A 22,537-nucleotide genomic window follows, 5' to 3' on the forward strand; every position below is an offset into this window, starting at 1 on the left:
AGATGCCGAACGTGACAAACGTGATGCCGAAAGAGACAAACGCGATGCTGAACGCGATCTTCGCGATGCTGCAAAAGCTAAAAATGATGAAATATTTCAGAAACATGTTCTTCAACGTCTGGATCAACAAGATCAAAAAATTGATGACTTAATAAAGCGAGTAACTATTTTAGAAAGTTATCATGAGTCAGAAAAAAATTAACTAAAATTTAAATCATAATAAATATTCACAAAATAATTATTGTTGTCTAGATTGAATAATTTTAAAAAGCATAAAAAAAATAGCTCAGGCTATTTTTTTGTTTTTGTTTGTACCGCATGACCCCCAAATTGTTGACGCAATTGCGCAAGCAATTTATTAGCAAAAGGATCATTTAGTTTGGATTGCTGACGCATCATTAGTGATAAGGCAATTACAGGTGTGGGAACATCTAATTCAAGCGCTGTTTCTAATGATCATTTAGCTTCACCTGTAGCATCAACTACTCCTGAAGTTTGGGTGAAAGCTTCTAAATTCTGCTTTGCGAAAACATTGGCAGTTAATTCGATTAATCATGAGCGAATTACCGATCCAGAATTTCATAATTTAGCCAATTTATTTAAATCATAATTGAATTCACTACTTTCTAACACCGCAAAACCCTCAGCGATAGCTTGCATCATACCGTATTCAATACCATTGTGAATCATTTTTGAAAAATGACCAGCTCCAACAGCTCCAACATGCAGATACCCTTCTGGTTGTGCTAAATCTAGAAATAATTGTTCTACTTTAGCAACCGCCTCATTACTTCCTCCAACCATGAAACAAGCCCCATTACGTGCTCCACTTGGTCCGCCACTAGTTCCGGCATCAATTAATTCCACGCCATATTCTGCGCATAATTGCGCATTTTCTTTAGTTGCTTTTCAATTATTATTCCCCATATCAAGAATAATTGCCCCTTTGTCTAGTAAAGGTAATAAAGCAGTAATGGTATCTTTTGTAGGTTTTCCGTGAGGAATTGATAATAAATATACTCCAGTTTTACCATTTCATGATACTAATTCAGCTAATGAATTAGTTAGTTCAATGTTTTGATTAAGTTCAGGGTTTTGAGTTGCTATTACATCATAACCAGCTACTTGATAATGATGTTGTTTGGCATTAAGTGCAAAACCTGAGCCCATTTTTCCCAAACCAATAACCGCAATTTTTTTTAACTTCATTGTTTTTATATTTCCATTTCTAACAATTAATTTTAATTAATTATAACTTTTTTATTTATCTTGTTTTTTCTCAGTTTCATCAGCAACATCTGATTTACGCCGATGTTTTAAAAGTTGCTCATACAAACTATTATATTCATTTTTATTTAAAAACTGTTTAACGGCATAAACGTTATTTTTACCAGTTTTATCTAAAGCTAATTTTTCAAAAACATTAGTTGTAACTACTAAATCAGCATCAGCGGGAATATCTTTTAAAGCAGCATTAGTTACTTCAACATCGATATTATTATCTTTGACTCACTTTTTAATAATTCCTGCAGCCATAGCACTTGAACCGACTCCAGCATCACAAGCTACAACTAATTTTTGCACTTTAGCAAAATCTAGATTTGTTGCATTAGCTGCTTCTGCAACTGATTTGTTAACAAATTTCATTCCTTCATCAGTGAATTCAACTGTGGTATCAAAACCAGTTGCAGTATTTTGGTGTTTTCTTTCTGGTCACAATAATAAACTTGCAACAATAAAACTTACTGCCGCTCCAGCAAATACCCCTAGTAAATTAATTCCTAGTGCATAGCCACTTGGTGAGGTAGAAATTACCGAAATAATCGATCCCGGAGAAACTGTAGTTGCAGTTCCACCATCAAGGAAGCTAAAAATTGCCATACTAGTTGCTGCTCCAGCAATCGTTGCTAAAATCATTTTCGGCTTAGCAATTACGTAAACATAGTAAACTTCGTGAATTCCTCCAATTAGTTGAATCACACTTGAACCTAAAGCATTAGTACGTTCTTGACCTTTTTTGAAAACAGCGTAAGCAATTAACAGCCCAAATCCCGGTCCAGCATTACCACCATATAAAAAGAAAATTGAACGCGCTGCTTCAGTTCCAGCTTCTTGCAAACCTTGTACTTGATTTAAACCAATCGGTGATAATACACCATGGTTTAAAGCGTTATTTAAGAATATTGTTCTAGTTGGTTCAGTAAATATTGTCATTAATGGAGCAATATATTTATTTGTTCCAAACCCTTTAATGATTGATGTTAAGACAAAAGTAATTCCAAACATCACTCAAGCTCATGCAAAAAACATAATTAATCCCAATGCAATTGCGATTAAAGCTAAAGAAAAGTTTTTAATCAACATTTCAAATCCAGCACGGATTTTTTCTATGTATAAGCTTTCTACTTTTTTAAAAATTCACACACTTAATGGTGCGATAATCATCGCTCCAATAATTTGATTAGGAGCACGTCCAGATAAAGCTTTGCCATCAATTTGAATTATATCGGGGTGCATTGCTCAAACTTGATCAGTTCCAACGATAATCACAAGCACCATAAAAGCACCGAATGCCGCCCCTCGAACTCCATAAATCATTTTTCCGGCATTAACACCAATTAATAATGGAATCAATCACTTAATTCCCGGCCCTACAATTCCGCCTAAACCATTAATCCATTCAGGCGATCATGTTTGACCACTAAATCACCCATGTGATCCGCTTTTGGCATTGTATAAAAACATCGAGGTTCACAATCCTCAAGCAATAAACACAGCAATTGAAGGCATAATCATCCCAGCCATAAATGAACCGATTTTTTGGATTTTTTGCCTAATCCCGCGTGTGGCATGTTTTTCAAGTTTTGAAAAACTGCTGTTTTTTTTCATTAAAACCATCGCTCAATCCTTTACAAAAATTAAATTAAAATCCAATAAAATTATCACTGATTGAATTTAAAAAAAATGCAAATAAAAAATATTTCAAATTTAGTAAAATATTTTACTAAATTTAGAAAATTAAATAACATTGCAACTATAATGTAATTACTATGTTGCAAACCCATTTAATTAAAAAAATAGAAACCATTGCTGAGCAAAAAATTAATTTAGTTTTTGCTTCAATTGCTAAAGTGTTGCTTGAAAACATTGAAAACCTAGAACATTTTAATATTAAACAATTTGCTTTAGCAGCAAATTGTTCACCTGCATCATTTTTAAAATTTGCTAAATACTTAGGTTATAAAGGTACTAAAGATTTAATTCCGGCTTTAATTTATGAAAAACAAACAATGTATCATGAAAATGAATTAACTAAATCACAAACTAGTGGTGATGTTATGTTTGATTTTTATTTAAATAAATATGCTGAGGTTTTGTTAGCAAATTTAAAAGCAGCCAATATCGCTAATCGCCGAGCAATTTTACAATTAACAAAATTACTACAAAAAAATACTCCCATTTTTTTAGTTGGCAAGGGCGCTAATTTAGATGTTTGCAATATTTTTAGTAATTATTTACAAAAAATGGGATATGTAGTTTATTTCAGTCAGGATTTTGAAATCCAGCAAAAATGACAAGAACTTTTTACTCACAAAGCACTTTGCGTGATTTTTTCAGCGAGCGGCTCAAGTCGAAGGATTTCCAACATCGCTAAAGCTGCTGTAAAAAAACGAAGTCAAATTATAAATTTCACTTTTAATGCTAATAGTGAAATTTATAAAGCTGCTACAATTAATTTTCTTGTTCAGAACAATGAAGAAATTTTTCATGAACAACGCAATGTGCGAATTACTTTTTTATTTTTGGCAATGCAGATTGTTTTGGTACTTGCAAAACGAGCTAATCATAAAAAAAAATAAGCTTATTTTTGTATTTTCTATCTCAGTTCTACATTAAGTTTTTTGTTTTTTGCTATTAAAATAAAAAAAATTTAATAAATTTAAAATTATGATTCTTAATCCAAAAAAACGTGTTGTAATTTTAGAAGACAATATTAAATTTTTGCAATAACATCATAAAGAATCATAATTCATTTTATTTTAACTTCAATAACCTTGATAATTATTGAGGTTATTGTTTTTGTAATTAAAAATAACAGCAGCAACAAAATTACTACTGTTATTTTTAAATAATTTTAAAGAGCTTGATTAATAAAGTCTAGAAAATCATGTGGTGCTAAATCGTTTTTGTTTAATAAGCTTTCAACAGCTTCTATATCACTAAAAGCAATTCCAGCAGCTTGAATTAAATCCATTTGTTTATCACCATGAAGTGCTAAAGCCATAACGATTTGACCTTGTTCGCCATCTCAATCGATTGGATTTTTTAAGTGCAAAATAATAACTTTGTTATTGATAATGCAATCACTCATTGTTTGAGTAGCGTGAGGTAAAATTAAATAATTTCCCAAAGCTACACTTGCTTCTTGATTTCTTTGTTTCATCGCTTCTAAAAAGCAAGGTTTAACTGCGCCAGCAGCTGTTAAAATTTCTTGCACCTTTGCAAAAACTTCAGCTTTTGTTTTTAAATCTTGATCTAAATAAACATCAGTAACTGTTAATAATTGTTCCATACTTGCTCCTTGTAGCATTAAAAAATAAAATGTAATTAATATTATATAAAAGATATCTGCTAAAAACAAAATAAAAAAAGTCTTATCATTTGGATAAGACTTGATGGTCAGTTAAATACTGATAAGTGGTACGCCCTAGAAGATTCGAACTTCTGACCCAATGGTTAAAAGCCATTTGCTCTACCTGCTGAGCTAAGGGCGCTTAAAAATGGTGCTCGAGACTGGACTTGAACCAGCACAGTGTTGCCACCGAGGGATTTTAAGTCCCTTGCGTCTACCAATTTCGCCACTCGAGCAATTAAGTTATTTTTAAATTGCTAGATTATTATAAACTAATTTTTAGAAAAACAAAGTAAAAATATTGATGTTTTTTTTATTTTGTTTATTTAAATCCATAATTTAATTTGATAGTAGCATTATTATAAACAAAAATAGCGAATTTTAAAAATGATTTTGTAATTTTTTTTACTAGTACTTGAAAAGCTTCTTATTGATCATTTTAATCATAGATTAAATAAACAGTTTTAGTTTATTAGAAATTAGTAATATATTTGCAATTTAGCTCAAAATCTTTTAAAATATAAATTTTATTAAAACAATTTAAAAGGAGAAGTCATGGGTTTAAGTTCGATTTCTTGGCGAGGAAATATTAATACCTCAGAACAATCGTCGTGATTGTACACGATTTTAACAGTCTTATGTTTTGTTGCTGTAATTGCCATCTTAATTGCAAAACAACCACTATATCGGGTGTGACAAAATAAAACAACAGTTTTTAAAATACCGCGTACTTGATTTGAGCGATTGGTTGGAATTGTAATTTTATTTTTTATGATTTTGCGAATTATCTTTTTTGAAATTGATGATGCACCTTATAAATGAGAGTATATTCCATTACATTTTTGTCGCTTTTTTATTGTAGTGATTGCTGTGTCATTAATTGTTAATCGTTCAGAGTGAATTCGTTATTATGGTTTTTTTGCTTTTGTCGGCGGGTGTATTGGTTTAATTTTTTCTGATGTTAAAAATAGCCCATCAAAAATTTTGTTAGATCAAACATATAATTCAGTTCGAAACCCAGCTACTGAACGGGTAGGAAGTAACTGAGGAATGGATAATTACTTTTGATGAGACTTTATTTTAGCTCATTCCTTTGCTATTATTGCTCCAGTTTTTTTATTTATTATTAATCGGGATAAAGCAAAAGTGACTAAAAATTCATTATTTTATGCTTGTGTATCGCTAAACTTACTAACTTTTTTAGTAATTGGATTAAATTATGGAGTTGCAACAAGTCATCATCCAGGTTGAAATCCTAATTGATTTTATATGGGTAAAGATGGAATTGGAACGCTGGGAGCTTTAAGCCGTCCACCACATTCATTATATTTATTTATTATTTTAGGGTGAATTGCTTCTTATGCTGCTTTTGGTGTTTATGCTTTACAGGATAAGCTATTAATTAATTTCAGCTCCAAAACTCCTAAAACAAGTGTGAAAATTATTAAATCACACAACTGAGAAGTTTTCAAACATTCAACTTTTACTTGAAGATTTTGAACATTACCTTTATTTCAAAAGTTATGCAATTTATTACATCCTCGAGCTAATTAAAGTTAATAAAAAACCAAGTTACTAACAACTTGGTTTTTTATGGACATTTTTACAATGAAGTGGTGCCAACAACAGGAATCGAACCTGCGACCCCATCCTTACCATGGATGTGCTCTACCGACTGAGCTATGATGGCGCTTGTAAAAAACTTTTAAATTATTTTACCATAAATTAATTTTTTTAAAATTTCAAAAAACTAAAATTTAGTGTTAAATTCAAGCGCTAATTTAGGTGGATAATTCCAAAGCTTTTAATTAGCAAAAGTTTAATTTTGATATAATGACATAATTATGGCAAAAATTATTGTAGGTTTATCAGGTGGTGTAGATTCCTCTGTGGCAGCATATTTATTAAAAAGTCAAGGTCATGAAGTCATTGGCTTATTTATGCGTAACTGAGATTCGCTAATTAATAACGATATTTTAGGAAATGCCAATATTTCTCAAGATATTTGCCCTCAAGAGCGAGATTGAGCTGATGCTCAAGCTGTAGCAGCAAAATTGGGTATCCCAATTCACCGGGTAGATTTTGTGAATGAGTATTGAAATGAAGTTTTTAGTCATTTCATTGAGCAATACAAACAAGGTTATACTCCTAATCCTGATATTTTGTGCAATAAATATATTAAATTTGATAAGTTTTTAAAGTATGCTTTAAAAACTTTTGAAGCTGACTACATTGCCATGGGTCATTATGCTAAAGTGATTGATGGGCATTTGTATCGAGCTAAAGATCACACTAAAGACCAAACTTATTTTTTAGCACAATTAAGTCAAGAGCAGTTACAACATGTAATTTTTCCACTTGCTGATTTGGAAAAACATCAAGTACGAAAAATTGCACAGGAGCAAAATTTAATCACAGCTAACAAAAAAGATTCAACCGGAATTTGTTTTATTGGAGAACGTAATTTTGCCCAATTTTTACAAAATTACATTCCTTCACAACCGGGTGATATTGTTGACATTACTAATCAAAAAGTTGTTGGACAACATGTAGGGGCAATGTATTATACCTTGGGACAACGTAAGGGTTTAAATTTAGGTGGCATGACCGAACCATATTTTGTTGTTGGTCATAATTTAGCTGAAAAAATTATTTACGTTGCGCCAGCTTCACAAAAAAAATGATTAACTTCAGATCAATTATTAGCAGAAAATTTAACTTTAAATAATCTAAGTTATGATGCTAACAACCTAACAGCCAAATTTAGATATCGTCAACAAGATGTAGCTGTAACAATTGAATTGTTGGATGATCATAAATTAGTTGTTTATTATCCTCAAGGTTTTGAAGCTGTTACGCCTGGTCAAGAAGTTGTTTTGTATGATGGCGAAAAATGTTTGGGTGGAGCCACAATTAAAGAAATTTATCGCAACAAAAGGAGAATTGACTATGTCTAAGTGAAAAAAAAGCAAACTTAAATATTTGGCATTAGTACCATTTGTAACTCCAGTTTTAATCGCCTGTTCAACTACAATAGAAGAAAATATTGATGATCAAATTGCGCAACCACCAGTTGTTTTCAAACCTTCAAGCGATGTTGAGAAAAACAAAAATCTCACCCCTCAACCATCACCAAATCCAGGAATTGGTTCATCAACACAAGTTCCAACCCAACCAGTTAGCCCTACACCAACAACCATTTCTGGTTCTAATGCAACGAAACAACCCATTCCTACTAACCCACCAAAAGTAGAACCAAAACCAATAAATCCTGAAAATAATTCACCAACAACAGATAGTGAAACAAAACCTAATCTACCAGCACATCAGCAACCGACTAAACCAGAAACTCCTTCGACATCGCCGCAACAGCTTGAGCCAACTCCAGTAAATCCCGAAAATAATAACCCAATATCAAGTACTGAAGAACCAGAAAATCCAACACTTCCTCCAGCAGAAGAACCTACTGATCCTGTAACACCTCCAAGTCCAGCACCCGAACCAACACCTGTCCCTAAGTCAGAAGAAACTGCAATAGCAAAAAATGCATCTTTTGCAGAAGAATTAAAAACTAATTCTGGAAAAGATATTAATGAAGCGGTTAAAGAACAATTAAATAAAATAGTAAATTTATTTGATGGAGATGAAGAAGGAAAAGCTGATGAAATTAGAAAAATAAACCAAATATTTAATATCATGGCAAAAAAACCACACCATTATTGACAAAGTAATATTGATAGATTTCAAAATAAAAATAGCCTTATATTTATAAATAATAATTTGGATGTTAATGACGAAAATAATTATCTAAATGTTGATGATTTAAATTTTTCTACTAATATTAATGATTGAGACTTTGCTTTTCCAGCTTCAAATGAAAATTTTTTAATAAAGGCTTTTAATCAACACCGTGAATTTTTTGTAGATATGGCAAGAAGTCATTTGAATCCAGGGCTGCAAGCTAAATTTGTTTCAAAATTTAAATCAGATGCTAATAGTATTTATCCACAAAACAGAAGATTTATTCCTTTCGATATGACATTAGCTTTTGTCAATAAATTTAATGGAGTTGATGTTTCAAGTTTTAGTGACAGATTCCAAGAAACAATGTCAGCAACTATTCAATTTGGATCTTTTTGACATAAAAATGATAGAAATAATAATCATTTATATGACAGAACAAAAATGATGTTATTAACTAATAATATTTTATTAAGTTTTTTTAAAAATTATCGGGAATATTTGGAATCTTCAGATAAAAATGATCAAAATTTAAAATTAAAAAATATGATTGTATTATTACAAGCATATTATCATGGAAAAAATGCTAAAAATATTTTCCAACAATTTTTAGGTTCAGATCGTTATTACAATATAAATCAAATGCCGCAACAACTAAAAATTTACTTTAGTAATAAAGAAGGTAGATATTTAGAACCTTTAGAAAATCAAGATGTTAATAAAGTTTATGAAAATATTCTTCAATATTTAAATTATTTAACTTGAAATGAAAAAAGTCAAATACAAACTAGTGATTTTGATGGTGTGCCTCGTGCTTCTTTTGGATATCATTCTTATTTTAAGTGAGTTGCAGGAGAATCGAGTTCTTATTGAAGAGAAAAAGATAAATCCAAATATTTTAATTTAGTATTTTTATATAAACTAATTTTTAATAATAAAAATCAAATTAGTGATTTACAAATTTTCGATTATGAAGAAGAGAGTGATATTTAATATATGACAAAAAAAATTCGGACAAGATATGCTCCAAGCCCAACGGGCTATTTACACATAGGCGGTGCAAGAACTGCTTTATTTTCTTATTTATTTGCTAAACATTTTAATGGGGATTTCATCGTTCGTTTAGAAGACACTGATGTAGCGCGCAATGTTGCCGATGGCGAAGATTCACAACTTGATAATTTAGCCTGATTAGGAATTGTGCCTGATGAATCACCAAGAAATCCCAAAGTAGAATATGGTAATTATCGCCAAAGTGAAAAGCTAGAACGTTATCAAGCTTTAGCTAATGAATTAATTGCAAATGGTAAAGCTTATAAAGCTTATGACACTTCAAAAGAATTAGAACAACAACGTGCAGAGCAAAGTGAAAAAGGAATTTTTAGTTTTCGTTATGACCGAAACTGATTGCAAATTTCTGATGAAGAAAAAGCAAAACGTGATGCATTAAAACAATATTCAATTCGTTTAACTTTACCAAAAGATCATATTTATAAATGAGTTGATATTGTGCGGGGTGAAATCATTTTTAATTCCAATGATATTGGTGATTGAGTAATCATCAAATCTGATGGTTACCCAACTTATAATTTTGCTGTTGTAGTTGATGATGTTGATATGCAAATTTCACATGTATTACGTGGTGAGGAACACATTACTAATACTCCAAAACAATTAGCAGTTTATGAAGCATTTAATTGGACACCACCAGCTTTTGGTCATTTGACAATCATCACTAACATGGAAGGTGAAAAACTTTCAAAACGTGATTTTTCAGTAAAGCAATTTATTGAAGATTATAAAAATAGTGGTTATTTACCGCAAGCTATTGTTAATTTCTTAGCTTTATTAGGATGAACAGCAGCTGATGCTACAGAAATTATGGATATGACTGAATTGATTGCTAAATTTGATCCCAATCGTTTATCAAAATCACCTTCAAAATTTGATATCAAAAAAATGGATTGATTTTCAAAACAATATTTCAAAGCATGTGATAACCAAATAATTATTGATAAATTAAATACAACTAAAGACACTGCTTGATTAGAAATTTTTGTGGAAACTTTTAAACAAAGTGCTACAACTTTTAGTGATATTCAAGTAGCATTGCAGAATTATGAAAAACCTCAAGAAAAGTTAAACTATCCAGTTGAACAACTTGATAAAGAAGTAATTCAAGTTTTTGCTCAAAATTTAGCAGCTGAAAAATTTGATATTACTGGAATTGAAAATGCAATTCATAAAACTAAAGCAGCAAGTGGTAAAAGTGGAAAAAATTTATTTTTACCAATTCGGATTGCAACAACATATCAAGAACATGGTCCAGAACTGGCAAAAGCAATTTACCTATTTGGAGAAACATTAATTCAGCAAAGGTTAGCAATATGAAAATAAAATTTCACTCTACAATTACAATGAATGAAAAAACTAATGATATTAGTTTTGATAGTGATGTAATAATTAGCAAATTTAATGATTTTGATGTTTATGAATTTTCTGAACCAAATAACAATATTCAAAATCGAATTGAAGTTAGCTCTTCCCAAATTAACATTTTTTCAGGTCCATCTTCATTATTTTTAGTTTTAAATAAAGAAATTAATGTTGAATATCAGTTACCAAATGGGTCAACAGTTTACTTTATTTCATTTTTAAAATCATTAGCAAGAACAGCAACAGAAATTGTTTTTGATTACACCTTAAGTGATTTAAAAAACAATTTACTCGGAAATTATAAAATTACTTTAACCTTATCAGAGTAAAATCATAACAAAAAAACCTTCACTTATAAATTGTGAAGGTTTTTTGATAATTAAAATGGTTATTTAGTAGTTTTGGTTGATGATTTTTCCATAATACGTTTAAATCTTTCAACTCTACCTGTAGCTTTTGCCATGCTTTTGTCTCCAGTGTAGAATGAATGACATTTTGAACAAGCGTCAACAGAAACATTAGAAGCAGTAGAACCAAATACGTGCTCATTGCTACATGTTGAACATGTTACTTTAATTTCTTTGTATTCTGGATGAATTTCTTTTTTCATCACAATTCCTTTCACATAAAGCGATTTACAACTTTATATTTTTAAATTTATTTCAAAATTTTACCACAAATCAAAAAATAAATTATTAACTTCAAGTCTTTTTAAAAATCTTATTTTTAATTTTAGAAATTTCAAAAAAAGATAACAGTATTTATAAATTTGGAGTTTAAATAAAGATAATTAAAACAAAATAAAAAAAGCTTAACTAGAATAAAAAAAGTGAATTACAAAAAATTAAACTTGTCTCAATATTCGATCAGGAAGGACTTGAAGGTCATTTTTTTGTCCAAGATTATTTAAAAAAATTTTAACAATTACAAAAACCAAATTCTAGTTTGAGCTTTTTTAGATTTTAATAAATAGTTTATAATACAAATATGAAATTAGACTTAACTGAAATTTTTATATCACAAAAACAATTGGACGAAACAATTCAAAAAACTCACAATATTAAAGTTAATGAGTCTATCATCGATAAACAAATTATTGCTTTAATTGTTGAAATTGCTGAATTTGCTAACGAAATCAAGACTTTTAAATATTGAAAAAAAGATTTGCAAAGAAATGAGCAAAAAGTTTTAGAAGAATATGCTGATGTTATGCATTTTTTTATTTCTTTATCAATTAAATCGGGAATTAGCTCAGAATTTGAAATTGATAAATTTAATCAACAAGATATTAATAAAGATTTATTAAAGATTTTTAGTTTAATAAATCAATTTTCAGAAACTAAAGACAGACAATTTTTACAGCAAGCTTTTATAAAATTTTTAGAAATTGCACAATGATTAAATTATGATTATCCAAAAATTGTTGAAGAGTATTATAAAAAATTACAAATTAACTTCGAAAGAATTTTAAACAACTACTAAAAAACAAAAATCCGAATTTAAGTATCGGATTTTTTTGTAATTTTTTTTCTATTTAAGAAGAAAAAATCTAAACTAACATTTTATTGATAAAGCTTTTTAAAATTAAATGTGGAATATTTTTTATTCCAATATTGAAGTTTGGGAAAAACTTTTTTGTTGCATTTGATAAAAGTTAATGATTTGCATTAACAAATAATTAAAAACTATGCGATAACTAGTGTGATTATTCAAAACATCTTCATTTAAGTGGGTTAAAAAAACTAAATCAGAATTTTTGAACATTAAGCTATGAGCATTAGCTGTTAAAGTTACAATTATTGCTTGAGAATTTTTAGCTTTAACCTTAGTAAAAATGCTATTAATATCAGCATTATTGCCACTAAATGAGAAAAAAATACATAATGTTTCATGAGTTACTTTGGCAATATATTGATGTTGCACATCCATATCAAAAGAATAATCAACAAAAAAATTAATTTTAGAAAAATAAGTTGCAAATATTTGAATTAAAGGTAAATTATTACCCTTGCCAAATAAAATTAGATGTTTAGTATTTTTCAATAATTCCACAAATTTAACAATGCTACTTTTATTAGTTTGGAAAAAATTTTCTAAATTATGAAGATTTTGAGCATGGTAAGTTTCAAGTTCTTGAAAATAACAAGATTCATTTTTACAAACTACTTGCTTTTGTTTTTCAAAGTTTGTTCAAGCATTTTTAAAAGTAATTTCTTGTGCTAAAGCTGGCAAAAAATCTTTTAAACCATTAAAGTTTAAATGCTTAACAAATTTGGATACGCTTCCTTGGGAACAGCTTGATTCAGCTGCGATATCTTTTAATTTTAATCTAGTAAAATCACGATCCAAATTATTTAAAAAAAATTGTGAAAGTGCTTTATAAATCGCATTTTTGTTTTGCAAAGCATAAACTTGTAATTGCTCAATGATTGTTTTTTTCATTTCAAAATTATAAATTACAAGGATGAAAAACTATGAAAAATATTTTATCGGTTTTAAAAACCAAAACCCAAAGTTTAGGCTCAACCTTGTCATCGATGATCATGCCAATTATTGGTATTTTCATTGCTTGAGGAATTTTAACATCCTTTTTTATTCCAACTGGTTGAGCACCAAATGAACAACTGGCTAAAATGGTCGGAATTGGGATTGATTATGTAATCCCAATTCTGATTGCATTTTTAGGTGGTAAAAAAATTTATGGTATTCGTGGAGCAGCAATTGCAGGATTAGTTTCAATGGCGACGATTGCAGCGGTTCAATCAGCTGCATTTGCTGAAATTGTTGGCAAATCAGGTAATGCTATTTTAGGAGCAATGATTTTTGGTCCGCTTGCAGCTTTAGTTTTAAAACATACAGAAAAATTCTGAATGCATAAAATTAAACCAGGATTTGAAATGTTGGTTAATAACTTTTATTTAGGTATTTTAGGTTTTGTTTTATTATTTCCAGTTTATTACGGAGCTGTTTATGGACTTGCATATGTATCAAAATTTTTAGGAACAATTGTTGGTGGTATGCGTGATTATAAACTTTATCCTTTAATTGCATTTATTGTAGAACCAGCTAAAATTTTATTTTTAAATAATGCAATTAATCATGGAGTATTTACTCCATTAGGAGCTGAAGAAGTACAACAAACTGGAAAATCAATTTTATTTTTATTAGAATCAAATCCTGGTCCAGGACTAGGAATTTTACTAGCTTATATTTTGATTAAAAAAGACAAGGCAATTAAATCTCAAGCAGCTTCATCTTCAATTGTGCATTTATTTGGAGGAATTCACGAAGTTTATTTTCCATTTGTATTAATGAAGCCGGTTTTAATTATCGCAGCCATTGCTGGTGGTGTATTTGGTAATGCAATGTTTCAAATTTTTGATGTTGGAGCTGTAGCTGCCGTATCACCGGGATCAATTATTGCTCAATATTTACAAGTCAATAAAACAGGAATGGATATTGCGGGTTTAACAATCGGAATTTTTGGTTCAGCTTTAGTGTCATTATTTACAGCTTGAATAATTTTTTCATTTTCAAGCTTAAAAAATAAATATTTTTTCAAAAAAAATGCAGCAAATACAGAACTAAGTATAGAAGTTGCGCAAAATCTTGTTAAAGAAGCAAAAGCAAAAAGTAAAAATCAAGAAATAAATGATCAGCAGAAAATTAATTATTCACAAATTGTTTTTGTTTGTGATGCAGGAATGGGTTCGAGCGTAATGGGTGCTGGAATTTTGAGAAACATGGTTAAAAAACAAGGTTTAACTAATATTGATATTTCTAATAAAGCAATTAATAATTTAGATGGAACTGAAAAAGTAATTATCACAATTCAAAACTTAGTTGATGTTGCTAAACAAAAAAATCCTCATGCCCACTTTTTAGTTTTAGAAAAATTTTTAGACAAATCAAGATATGAAGAAATTCTAAACAAAATTATTAAAAATGAAAAATAAAGTCATTCATTTTGGGTCAGGAAATATCGGAAGAGGATTAGTAGCTCAAATTTTTAAAAACAACAATATTGACTTAATTTTTGTTGATACTAATCAAAAAATAATTGATTTATTAAATCAACAACAAAAATACAATATCATTAGCATTGATCAAAATAACACTATTGAAATTACAGATTTTAAAGCTTATCATATTAATGATAAAGATTTAAAAGCAGAAATATTAACTGCTAATTATTTAACTACTTCAATTGGAGTTAATAATTTAACCCATCTTGCTAATTTTTTAAAACCCATTTTAAAAAATAACACAATTTCAAAACAAATTATTTGTTTTGAAAATGGCTATAAAGTTAGCTCTAGTTTTGCAAAAATGCTTGGCAATTTACCGAAATTAAATTTTGTTGATGTAATAGTTGATCGTATTATTGGGCAAAAACAAAATGACAATCTTGATGTAAATGTTGAAAACTATTTTGAAATTGTAGCTGATCAAAACCAAATTAATGATAAACAATTTTTAAAAGATATAGTTTATAGTCAAAATTTAGATGCTTATATTACACGAAAACTTTTATTAGTTAATGCGTTGCATTCTACAATTGGTTATTGAGGATATAATAAAAATATTGAACATATTCATCAAGTTTTTGAAATTCCAAATTTTCAAGCAATGATTTTTAATTTTAGTAAAGAAATAGCTGAGTTAATTGCAAAGAATTTTTCAGTTTTTACTCCAGAAGAAATTGAAATATATCGTCAAAAAACTTTAGCACGCTTTCAAAATCCGCTTTTTAATGATTTTTGTAATCGGGTTACAAGAAATCCAATTCAAAAACTTAATTTTGATGAAAGATATATGATTTTGTATCAACTTTATAAAAAATATCAAAAAAATCCTACAATTTTATTAGATGCTTTAACTAATATATTGCTTTATAATAATTTAGAAGATCAACAATCACAACAACTTCAAATTCAAATCCAACAACAAGGTTTTGATGAAGTTGCAAAACAGTATTTAAAAATTACTAAAACTGATTTAGACACGTTATTAAAAAAATATAATAAAAACTAAAATTTAAAAATATTTTGTATTGCTTTAAAGCATAAAGTTATAAAATATAGACATGAAAAGCAACAAAAGAATTTTGCTGTCATTAATTGCAACCCCATTTGTACCACTAGCTCTAATTGCTTGTGGTGATATTTCAAATGTGGAGCAAAAGCAAATTAAATTAGAAATTAAACAAGAAATTGATAAAAATAATACAAACCTAAGTTATTTTCGTTTTATTGTTACAAATTTACCCAACAGTTCAAAAGTAGGATTAAACATATCATCAACTGATGATATGTTTAGTTTTTCGAAAAATTTTAATATATCCGAAACATCATTTCAAGAAACTGTTGAAATTCCTAAAAATATTGCTGAAATTAGATTAATTATCAAAGTCGATGATATTGAAGTAAAAAATGAATTAGTTTTTATTGAACATAAACCAGAAGCCAAAATACCTGAAAATAAAGAACCAAAACCAAATGATCCAATAAAACCAAAACCAGTTGAACCTAATCCACGACCTGAAATTCCTAAAGTAAAACCAGAAATAGCTTCACTATTTACAGATTTTAGTATCCAAATTAACTCACAATTATATCCAAGCCAATTTTTAGAAAATGAATCAACACTAATTTTAAATAAAAACTTTTTTAACATCAAAGTAAATCCTGCAATTCAAAACCCAGTAATTGAACTAAAAGCTTTAAGTTTTAGTGATTATAATGGTAAATTAAAATTACAAGTAAAAATTAGTTCAGGTACCAAAACAGATATAAAAACATTTGAATTTGATGACAATTTAAAACTAAATATATCAACTCCAGAAATTGAAATGAAAATTTCTAATTTGAATCTTAAAAATAAAAATATTGATGACTATTTTAATTTTTTAAATGATAGTAACAAAACTAGTGATGAAAAATTAAATAAATTAAAAGAATTAGGTTCAATCGCAATTATTGATAAATCACCATTAATAAGACCAAAAATATTAATCAAAAAGGCTCAAAAAATAAATGATATTTTATATGTCTGATATTCTTATGAAGGAAAAATGAAAAAATTAATTGAAGGTAATTCAAAAATTAGCGAAGAGTTTTATAGTCTCTTTAGTGATAATCAGTTTGAAATTAATTGAGAATCACAATTTCAAGAAATTTTTAGTAAGATAGTTGTAAAAAGTAATTTTTCAAAAGGAACAGTTTTTCCTTCGTGATTTAAATATATTTTTGAATATCCTTTTCATGAACAAGAAAAATTATTTGATACATCTGAAGAAAAAAATTTACATTACCATGGAAAACGTTTCACTTTATTAGGCACTGGATTTTCCGATATCTCATTTATTTTTAATAAAGATTATTATAATCAAGATTTTATTAGTCAATTTATTGATGGTTTTTTTGATATTCCACCTGAAATTGATTTTCAAAAAAAATATGTTATTGCAGTAAAATCAATTGATGCTGTTGATGATAAAGCAGGAACAATAGATGTTACATTAACATTTTTGAAAAAAGTTGAAGATTCAAATGGTCATTATGAATCTGGGAGTGAAATTTATCAAAAATCTTATAAAATTACTGGATTAAATAAATGAAATGATGCAGAATTTAATAATTTTCATGTAATTTTTTGATTAGATGCAAATAATGATAGAAGTAATTCATATATTCACTCTCTTTTAAATTCAAGAGAAAACAAATCTCAGATTAATGCTAAATGAGATACTAATGAAGATTATGATTTTAATACATCAATTATAAATGCTAAAAAATATGGTGATATTTTTAATTTTTTATATAAAGGCTATTCTCTTTCGTTTTCGCGTCCAGATTTATACCCATTTCCGATTTATTGATGGAATAATTTTTATGAAAATTTTAAGTTAACAAGACTTTATATTCATAATAAAAAATTACGTGCAAATGTTACATATAAAATTAAAATTTCTGGATTTGAGGAAAAGACATTCACAAAAAGTTTTGAAGTCCCAATTTATAAAAATGGAGATGATGAAAATTACAAATTTAAAATTTAAAAATATTAATCATTTGAATTGATTAAAATTTTCTAATTTTTTTAGTTAAAAAACAAATATTTTAAAGACTTAGTTAGTTATTACTTACAATGTTATTTTTAATACAAAAAATAAAAAAGGTGTAAATTGTGCAATTTAAAATGAATTCAGAACAAAAAAAATATTGAAAAATTGGAAAAGAATTTTTAGATCAACAAAGTTATGATGTTTTATATAATAACTTTACAGAATTACCGCGTCAAAATAAATATTGAAATTTTAGTGAAACTGGAATTTATGTTGATCCAGTAGATGGTACAATCTTGTTTACTTCTTATGATAAATATTTTTCAAATTGTGGTTGACCAGCTTTTTTAAAACCACGTGATAAAGCTGATTTGTTATATGTTAAAGATACGAGTCACAATATGATTCGAACAGAAGTGCGAACAAAGTCAACAAATTTACATTTAGGTCATGTTTTTAATGATTTGTCACATGATTTATTAGCAGAAGGTTATCAACGTTATTGTATTAATTCAGCAGCAATTAAATTTATTAGTGCAATAGAAATTCTTGATTCATCAAATCAATTGTTACAGAAAGCTTGACAAGAAATTATTAGAATGCATGAAGGTAAAATTTTTGATCTCTATTTAGCTGGAGGATGCTTTTGAGGATTGGAATTGTTATTCAAACAATTGCCTGGAGTGTTAAAAACACAAGTTGGTTATGCCAATTCTAATAAAGCAAATCCAAGTTATAAAGAAGTTTGCACCGGCACAACTGGAGCAACTGAAACTGTATATGTTGAATTCAATACTGAATATGTAACTCAAGAACAATTATTAGATTTAATGTTTAATAATATTAACCCAACACAATTAAATTATCAAGGTAATGATGTTGGAAGTCAATATCGTTCAGGAGTATATTTTGTTGATGAATATAGTGGCACTTTATTAGCAAAATTGTTTGTTAATAAATACCAACCTAGCATCCCAAGAATTGTGACTGAGTTATTACCATTGCAGAACTTTTATCCAGCTGAAATTTATCATCAAGATTATTTAATTAAAAATCCCAACGGCTATTGTCACATTCCCTTTAAGTACTAAAAAATTTAATTAAAGATATGAAAAAACAGTCACAATTATATGACTGTTTTTTGTTGTAAAATCCAATTATTTATTTTTAGATTTTTTAGCCATTTCAGCTTTTAGATCTGGTAGATAAGGAGCATTAGGCTTTGTTTCTTTGATGAAGAATCAAGCAATTGGAGCAAGTAGCATAAGCAATGTTACTCCGATAGTTCACCCCATTGCTCCTGTATCAGGAATATCTCTAACAAATGATAGAATAATTGTTGCAAGAGTGAAGAAAAAGTAACCAAATCCTCAAATTAGTGAAAACTGTAATCCAACTTTTTGTGGGTTAGTTCCTTCTTGTTCATGGGGGTTATTTAAAAATACCCCTTGAATTCCTCAAAGTAATAATCCTTTAATAAATCCTAAAATGTAGAATAATCATCCTCCAGCTCACATGTTTGAACCGGCTTTGTGAGCTGGTACAACCATGTAAAGAAAAGCTAAGATTGAAAAAACTCAGAAAACAATTCCTAAAAAAGTAATTCCAATAATAAATGGTTTTCTTCGTGCATTGAAACGGTTTCATAGTCCTACACTATATGGCGCAAATAAATTACTTACATGGAAGAAAATTAATCAAATAACTAATGTAACTCTTAATTGATTTGCATCTATTCCGGCAAGGGCAGGCAAAGCTGAACGCATCATAATAAATGGCATAACAACCGCCACTAATCAACCACCATAAAATAAGATTCAAATGTATGTTTCTTTTTGCTTTAATAAAGTTTTCATACTTGTTTTTGGGGTTGGTCCATTTTTATCTTCTAAAGCTTTTCTTTGTTCTTCTTGTGCTTTTTTAACTTCTTCAAAAGTATCAAACTTTTGACCAATTAAAAAGTAAGCAGCAAAAGGAATTAAAAATAATGCCGCAAGAACAGTTAAAATTACTTGCCATTGGTTTACAATTGCTGTATTTGCAACAGCATCACCTAAAAATGGCGCTAAAGTAATAATTGTTCCCAATGTATATCCTTGAGTTGAGAATAATGATAATTTCCCTTTAATTATTGGTGGAAAATAAGCAGAAACAACAGGTTGTAATAAAATAATTAAGGTTGTTGCTCCAATTGCAAAAATTGTTCTAAAACCAATAAATAATCCATAATTTGGCATTCATGGTGCCGGGATTGCGAATAGCACTAATGTAAGAGCGATCATTGTGGCTCATTTATGTGTAAATTTCACAATTAATCATCCAATGATGATTGAACCAATTCCCCGTCCAATTGTAATAGCTCAGTTAATGGCTTGGGTGAAAATTGCTTCTGGTTTTTGGTCAAAGTAACTGTTAATAATTCCCTTGTCACCGCTTCCAAAATTTCCATTTAATCCCGATGCCATTCCTCAGTTAACAATGAAAAGACAATATGATAATAATAAAATTGCTCACATTGCATAACCCTTTCATTTAACTAGGTGTGTATCGGTTTGTGTTTTTATTTTTCACATTTTTCCTTCTTTAAAATTTATAAAATCTAAAATTCAAAATTAATGACTAAAAAGAAACTTCTAATCAATATTTTTAATTTTTTTGAATTTTATAATTTAAATTATATCTATTTTTAAATCTGAAAGGTGAAAATAATTTTTAAAACTAATTTTTTATAAAAGAGCATATTTTTTCAAATAAAAATAAACTAATATGTTACTTTTTTAATAAATATGAATTTTTCTAAATCTTTACAAATAGCTATTAACATTATGATAAAATTAAAGCATATATAAGATAAAGTTATATATAAATTTATTTTCAATAAAATAACAAATTTGGTAGCTAACTTAAAAACTGTTATCAAAGTTATTTATTATTATAAGTTAATTAAATTTAGGAGAATTTTGCAATGCAAAAAAAACATACATCAAGAAAAATTGTTTTAATCGGAGCAGGAGCTGTTGGAACTTCATTTTTATACTCAGCAATGAATCAAGGATTGGCTGCTGAATATGGGCTAATTGACATGTTTGAAACACCGCTTGAAGGTAATGTAATGGACCTTGAAGATGCCTCACCTTCAGTGCCAGAAAGTTATCGTGTTTATAAAACGGATTATGACCATATTGGTGATGCTGATTTAATTGTTATTACCGCAGGGCGTCCACAAAAAGATGGCGAAACAAGGTTAGAAATGGTTGCTGACAATGTTAAGGTGATTGAAGATATTGCAGAAAAAGTTAAAAAATCAGGGTTTAAAGGAATTACACTAATTGCTTCAAACCCAGTTGATATTATTACTTATGCTTATTTACAAAAAACAGGATTTGATCCAAAACGTGTAATTGGTTCAGGAACTGTTTTAGATACAGCAAGATTAAAAATGGAAATTGCTAAACGTTTAGATATTTCTCCAAAATCAGTTACAGGTTATGTAATTGGTGAACATGGAGATAGCTCATTAGTAGTTTATTCAAAAATTAATGTTTCAGGAGTGCCATTTGATAAATTAAGTGCTGAATCAGGAGTAACCGCGGATAACTACGAAGCTGAGTTAGAAACATATGTTTATAAAAAAGCTTATGAAATTATTAAAAGAAAAAGAGCAACATTCTATGGAATTGGTGCAGCTTTAGCACAAATTGCTCGTAATATTTTTGCAGATTCGCATGCAATTATGGTTGTAGGAGCGAATCTAAACGGTGAATATGGACATAGTGGTTTAAATATTGGTGTACCAGTTGTATTATCAGGTAATGGAATTGAAAGAATTATTGAATTAGATTTAAATGAAAAAGAACAAGCGAAATTTAATCGCTCTGTTGAAATTGTTAAAAAAGTTTACCAAGACGCTAAAAAATAATAGTTTTCTACAAATTAATTTTTATGAACAAATCCTGCCCAGAGGATTTGTTTTTTATTATTTGTTTTATTTTGAAACACTTTATTATTTATATAAGTTAAATTTTGCATTATTTTTTCAAGTGAGTAGCAAGGAAATTATAAAACTAAAAATGGAGCAAAAATTTCCACTTTTATATTTGTTTTTTATTTAAAAATGTTATAATTCAAAAACAATTATTTAATTGCCAGTCCTGTTACATTAAATTAATTCTAATAAAAGAAATAAAACCAAAATCTAAAATTTTGAATGAAAGGATATTATTTCATGAGACAAACCACAATTGTGAAGCATCTTGAAGTTAACAAAAAGTGATACGTAATTGATGCTGCCGATGCTGTCTTAGGTCGTTTAGCAACAGTATCTGCTACTTATTTAAGAGGGAAAAATAAACCTGATTTTACTCCAAACGTTGACATGGGTGACTATATTATTGTTATTAATGCTGATAAAGTTGTTTTAACAGCAAATAAAGAAGAGGATAAAATGTATTACTCTCACTCAGGATACCCAGGAGGGTTAAAAGCAAGAACAGCTAAGGAAGTTAGAGCGCGTAAACCGATTATGCTTGTTGAAAAAGCAATTAAAGGAATGTTGCCAAAAACTAAATTAGGTCGTAAACAATTTAAAAATTTATTCGTTTATGCAGGTCCAGAGCATGCTCATGAAGCGCAAAAACCTGAGAAATTAGAGGTTAAATAAG

The 22,537-nt window shown here is 28.5% G+C and carries 20 protein-coding genes and 3 tRNA genes; 14 read left to right on the top strand and 9 right to left on the bottom strand.

The genetic code is table 4. From position 1 onward, the window contains the following. Positions 1 to 202: hypothetical protein (locus ACW95P_RS03005; RefSeq protein ID WP_457961757.1), on the top strand; the 202-nt coding region annotated here is incomplete at its 5' end. A gap of 89 nt (positions 203 to 291) precedes the next feature. Here ACW95P_RS03005 and gnd read toward each other — a convergent pair. Then, positions 292 to 1,209 carry a phosphogluconate dehydrogenase (NAD(+)-dependent, decarboxylating) gene (gene gnd, locus ACW95P_RS03010; RefSeq protein ID WP_457961758.1) on the bottom strand — a complete coding sequence of 306 codons (918 nt, stop codon included), beginning with the start codon at positions 1,207 to 1,209 and terminating at the stop codon, positions 292 to 294. 51 nt (positions 1,210 to 1,260) lie between these two features. After that, positions 1,261 to 2,898, bottom strand: a complete 1,638-nt coding sequence (locus tag ACW95P_RS03015; protein ID WP_457961759.1) for a PTS transporter subunit EIIC — start codon at positions 2,896 to 2,898, stop codon at positions 1,261 to 1,263. Between the two features lie 152 nt (positions 2,899 to 3,050). Here ACW95P_RS03015 and ACW95P_RS03020 point away from each other — a divergent pair, with 152 nt between their 5' ends. Beyond that, on the top strand, positions 3,051 to 3,860 hold the full coding sequence (locus tag ACW95P_RS03020; RefSeq protein WP_457961760.1) for a MurR/RpiR family transcriptional regulator: 810 nt from the start codon (positions 3,051 to 3,053) through the stop codon (positions 3,858 to 3,860). Between the two features lie 275 nt (positions 3,861 to 4,135). Here ACW95P_RS03020 and ACW95P_RS03025 read toward each other — a convergent pair whose 3' ends face one another. From ACW95P_RS03025 to ACW95P_RS03035, 3 genes are all read right to left on the bottom strand, one after another. After that, positions 4,136 to 4,573, bottom strand: a complete 438-nt coding sequence (locus ACW95P_RS03025; RefSeq protein ID WP_457961761.1) for a PTS mannitol transporter subunit IIA — start codon at positions 4,571 to 4,573, stop codon at positions 4,136 to 4,138. Positions 4,574 to 4,699: 126 nt separating this feature from the next. Next, positions 4,700 to 4,775: transfer RNA gene (locus ACW95P_RS03030), tRNA-Lys, on the bottom strand. 7 nt (positions 4,776 to 4,782) lie between these two features. Further along, positions 4,783 to 4,869: transfer RNA gene (locus tag ACW95P_RS03035), tRNA-Leu, on the bottom strand. Positions 4,870 to 5,188: 319 nt separating this feature from the next. On the opposite strand from ACW95P_RS03035, the gene ACW95P_RS03040 reads away from it, so the two are divergent. After that, complete coding sequence (locus ACW95P_RS03040) at positions 5,189 to 6,187, top strand: YwaF family protein (protein WP_457961762.1); 999 nt, start codon at positions 5,189 to 5,191, stop codon at positions 6,185 to 6,187. 60 nt (positions 6,188 to 6,247) lie between these two features. On the opposite strand, the gene ACW95P_RS03045 is transcribed toward ACW95P_RS03040, so the two are convergent. Beyond that, a tRNA-Thr gene (locus ACW95P_RS03045) sits at positions 6,248 to 6,323 on the bottom strand. A 151-nt stretch (positions 6,324 to 6,474) separates the two neighbouring features. On the opposite strand from ACW95P_RS03045, the gene mnmA reads away from it, so the two are divergent. Genes mnmA through ACW95P_RS03065 form a run of 4 tightly spaced genes read left to right on the top strand, consistent with a single transcriptional unit; the run spans position 6,475 to position 11,139 of the window. Further along, complete coding sequence (gene mnmA, locus ACW95P_RS03050) at positions 6,475 to 7,590, top strand: tRNA 2-thiouridine(34) synthase MnmA (RefSeq protein WP_457961787.1); 1,116 nt, start codon at positions 6,475 to 6,477, stop codon at positions 7,588 to 7,590. Then, on the top strand, positions 7,583 to 9,367 hold the full coding sequence (locus ACW95P_RS03055; protein ID WP_457961763.1) for a hypothetical protein: 1,785 nt from the start codon (positions 7,583 to 7,585) through the stop codon (positions 9,365 to 9,367). Before mnmA ends, ACW95P_RS03055 begins: the two co-directional genes overlap by 8 nt. 3 nt (positions 9,368 to 9,370) lie before the next feature. Continuing rightward, on the top strand, positions 9,371 to 10,771 hold the full coding sequence (gltX, locus tag ACW95P_RS03060) for a glutamate--tRNA ligase (protein ID WP_457961764.1): 1,401 nt from the start codon (positions 9,371 to 9,373) through the stop codon (positions 10,769 to 10,771). Further along, complete coding sequence (locus ACW95P_RS03065; RefSeq protein ID WP_457961765.1) at positions 10,762 to 11,139, top strand: hypothetical protein; 378 nt, start codon at positions 10,762 to 10,764, stop codon at positions 11,137 to 11,139. Before gltX ends, ACW95P_RS03065 begins: the two co-directional genes overlap by 10 nt. A gap of 59 nt (positions 11,140 to 11,198) precedes the next feature. Here the strand turns inward: ACW95P_RS03065 and rpmE are convergent, their stop codons facing one another. After that, positions 11,199 to 11,435: a 50S ribosomal protein L31 gene (gene rpmE / locus ACW95P_RS03070; RefSeq protein WP_457961766.1), complete on the bottom strand. Its 237-nt coding sequence runs from the start codon at positions 11,433 to 11,435 to the stop codon at positions 11,199 to 11,201. 362 nt (positions 11,436 to 11,797) lie between these two features. On the opposite strand from rpmE, the gene ACW95P_RS03075 reads away from it, so the two are divergent. Further along, on the top strand, positions 11,798 to 12,292 hold the full coding sequence (locus ACW95P_RS03075; protein ID WP_457961767.1) for a dUTP diphosphatase: 495 nt from the start codon (positions 11,798 to 11,800) through the stop codon (positions 12,290 to 12,292). A gap of 120 nt (positions 12,293 to 12,412) precedes the next feature. On the opposite strand, the gene ACW95P_RS03080 is transcribed toward ACW95P_RS03075, so the two are convergent. Then, positions 12,413 to 13,252, bottom strand: coding sequence for a MurR/RpiR family transcriptional regulator (locus tag ACW95P_RS03080; RefSeq protein ID WP_457961768.1), 840 nt, complete (start codon positions 13,250 to 13,252; stop codon positions 12,413 to 12,415). Positions 13,253 to 13,284: 32 nt separating this feature from the next. Here ACW95P_RS03080 and ACW95P_RS03085 point away from each other — a divergent pair, with 32 nt between their 5' ends. From ACW95P_RS03085 to msrA, 4 genes are all read left to right on the top strand, one after another. Further along, positions 13,285 to 14,766, top strand: coding sequence for a PTS transporter subunit EIIC (locus ACW95P_RS03085; RefSeq protein WP_457961769.1), 1,482 nt, complete (start codon positions 13,285 to 13,287; stop codon positions 14,764 to 14,766). Then, the gene (locus ACW95P_RS03090) at positions 14,756 to 15,844 is read left to right on the top strand and encodes a mannitol-1-phosphate 5-dehydrogenase (RefSeq protein WP_457961770.1); all 1,089 of its coding nucleotides are present in this window, start codon (positions 14,756 to 14,758) and stop codon (positions 15,842 to 15,844) included. Before ACW95P_RS03085 ends, ACW95P_RS03090 begins: the two co-directional genes overlap by 11 nt. Before the next feature lie 52 nt (positions 15,845 to 15,896). Next, on the top strand, positions 15,897 to 17,870 hold the full coding sequence (locus ACW95P_RS03095) for a hypothetical protein (RefSeq protein ID WP_457961771.1): 1,974 nt from the start codon (positions 15,897 to 15,899) through the stop codon (positions 17,868 to 17,870). Between the two features lie 128 nt (positions 17,871 to 17,998). Beyond that, complete coding sequence (msrA, locus tag ACW95P_RS03100; RefSeq protein WP_457961772.1) at positions 17,999 to 18,967, top strand: peptide-methionine (S)-S-oxide reductase MsrA; 969 nt, start codon at positions 17,999 to 18,001, stop codon at positions 18,965 to 18,967. A gap of 66 nt (positions 18,968 to 19,033) precedes the next feature. On the opposite strand, the gene ACW95P_RS03105 is transcribed toward msrA, so the two are convergent. Beyond that, positions 19,034 to 20,449 carry a hexose phosphate transporter gene (locus tag ACW95P_RS03105; protein ID WP_457961773.1) on the bottom strand — a complete coding sequence of 472 codons (1,416 nt, stop codon included), beginning with the start codon at positions 20,447 to 20,449 and terminating at the stop codon, positions 19,034 to 19,036. A 392-nt stretch (positions 20,450 to 20,841) separates the two neighbouring features. Here ACW95P_RS03105 and ACW95P_RS03110 point away from each other — a divergent pair, with 392 nt between their 5' ends. Then, positions 20,842 to 21,795, top strand: a complete 954-nt coding sequence (locus ACW95P_RS03110) for an L-lactate dehydrogenase (protein ID WP_457961774.1) — start codon at positions 20,842 to 20,844, stop codon at positions 21,793 to 21,795. Between the two features lie 306 nt (positions 21,796 to 22,101). Beyond that, positions 22,102 to 22,536: a 50S ribosomal protein L13 gene (gene rplM, locus ACW95P_RS03115; RefSeq protein ID WP_457961775.1), complete on the top strand. Its 435-nt coding sequence runs from the start codon at positions 22,102 to 22,104 to the stop codon at positions 22,534 to 22,536. The last annotated feature ends 1 nt before the right edge of the window (position 22,537 follow it).

Source organism: Mycoplasma pogonae, from assembly GCF_054170725.1.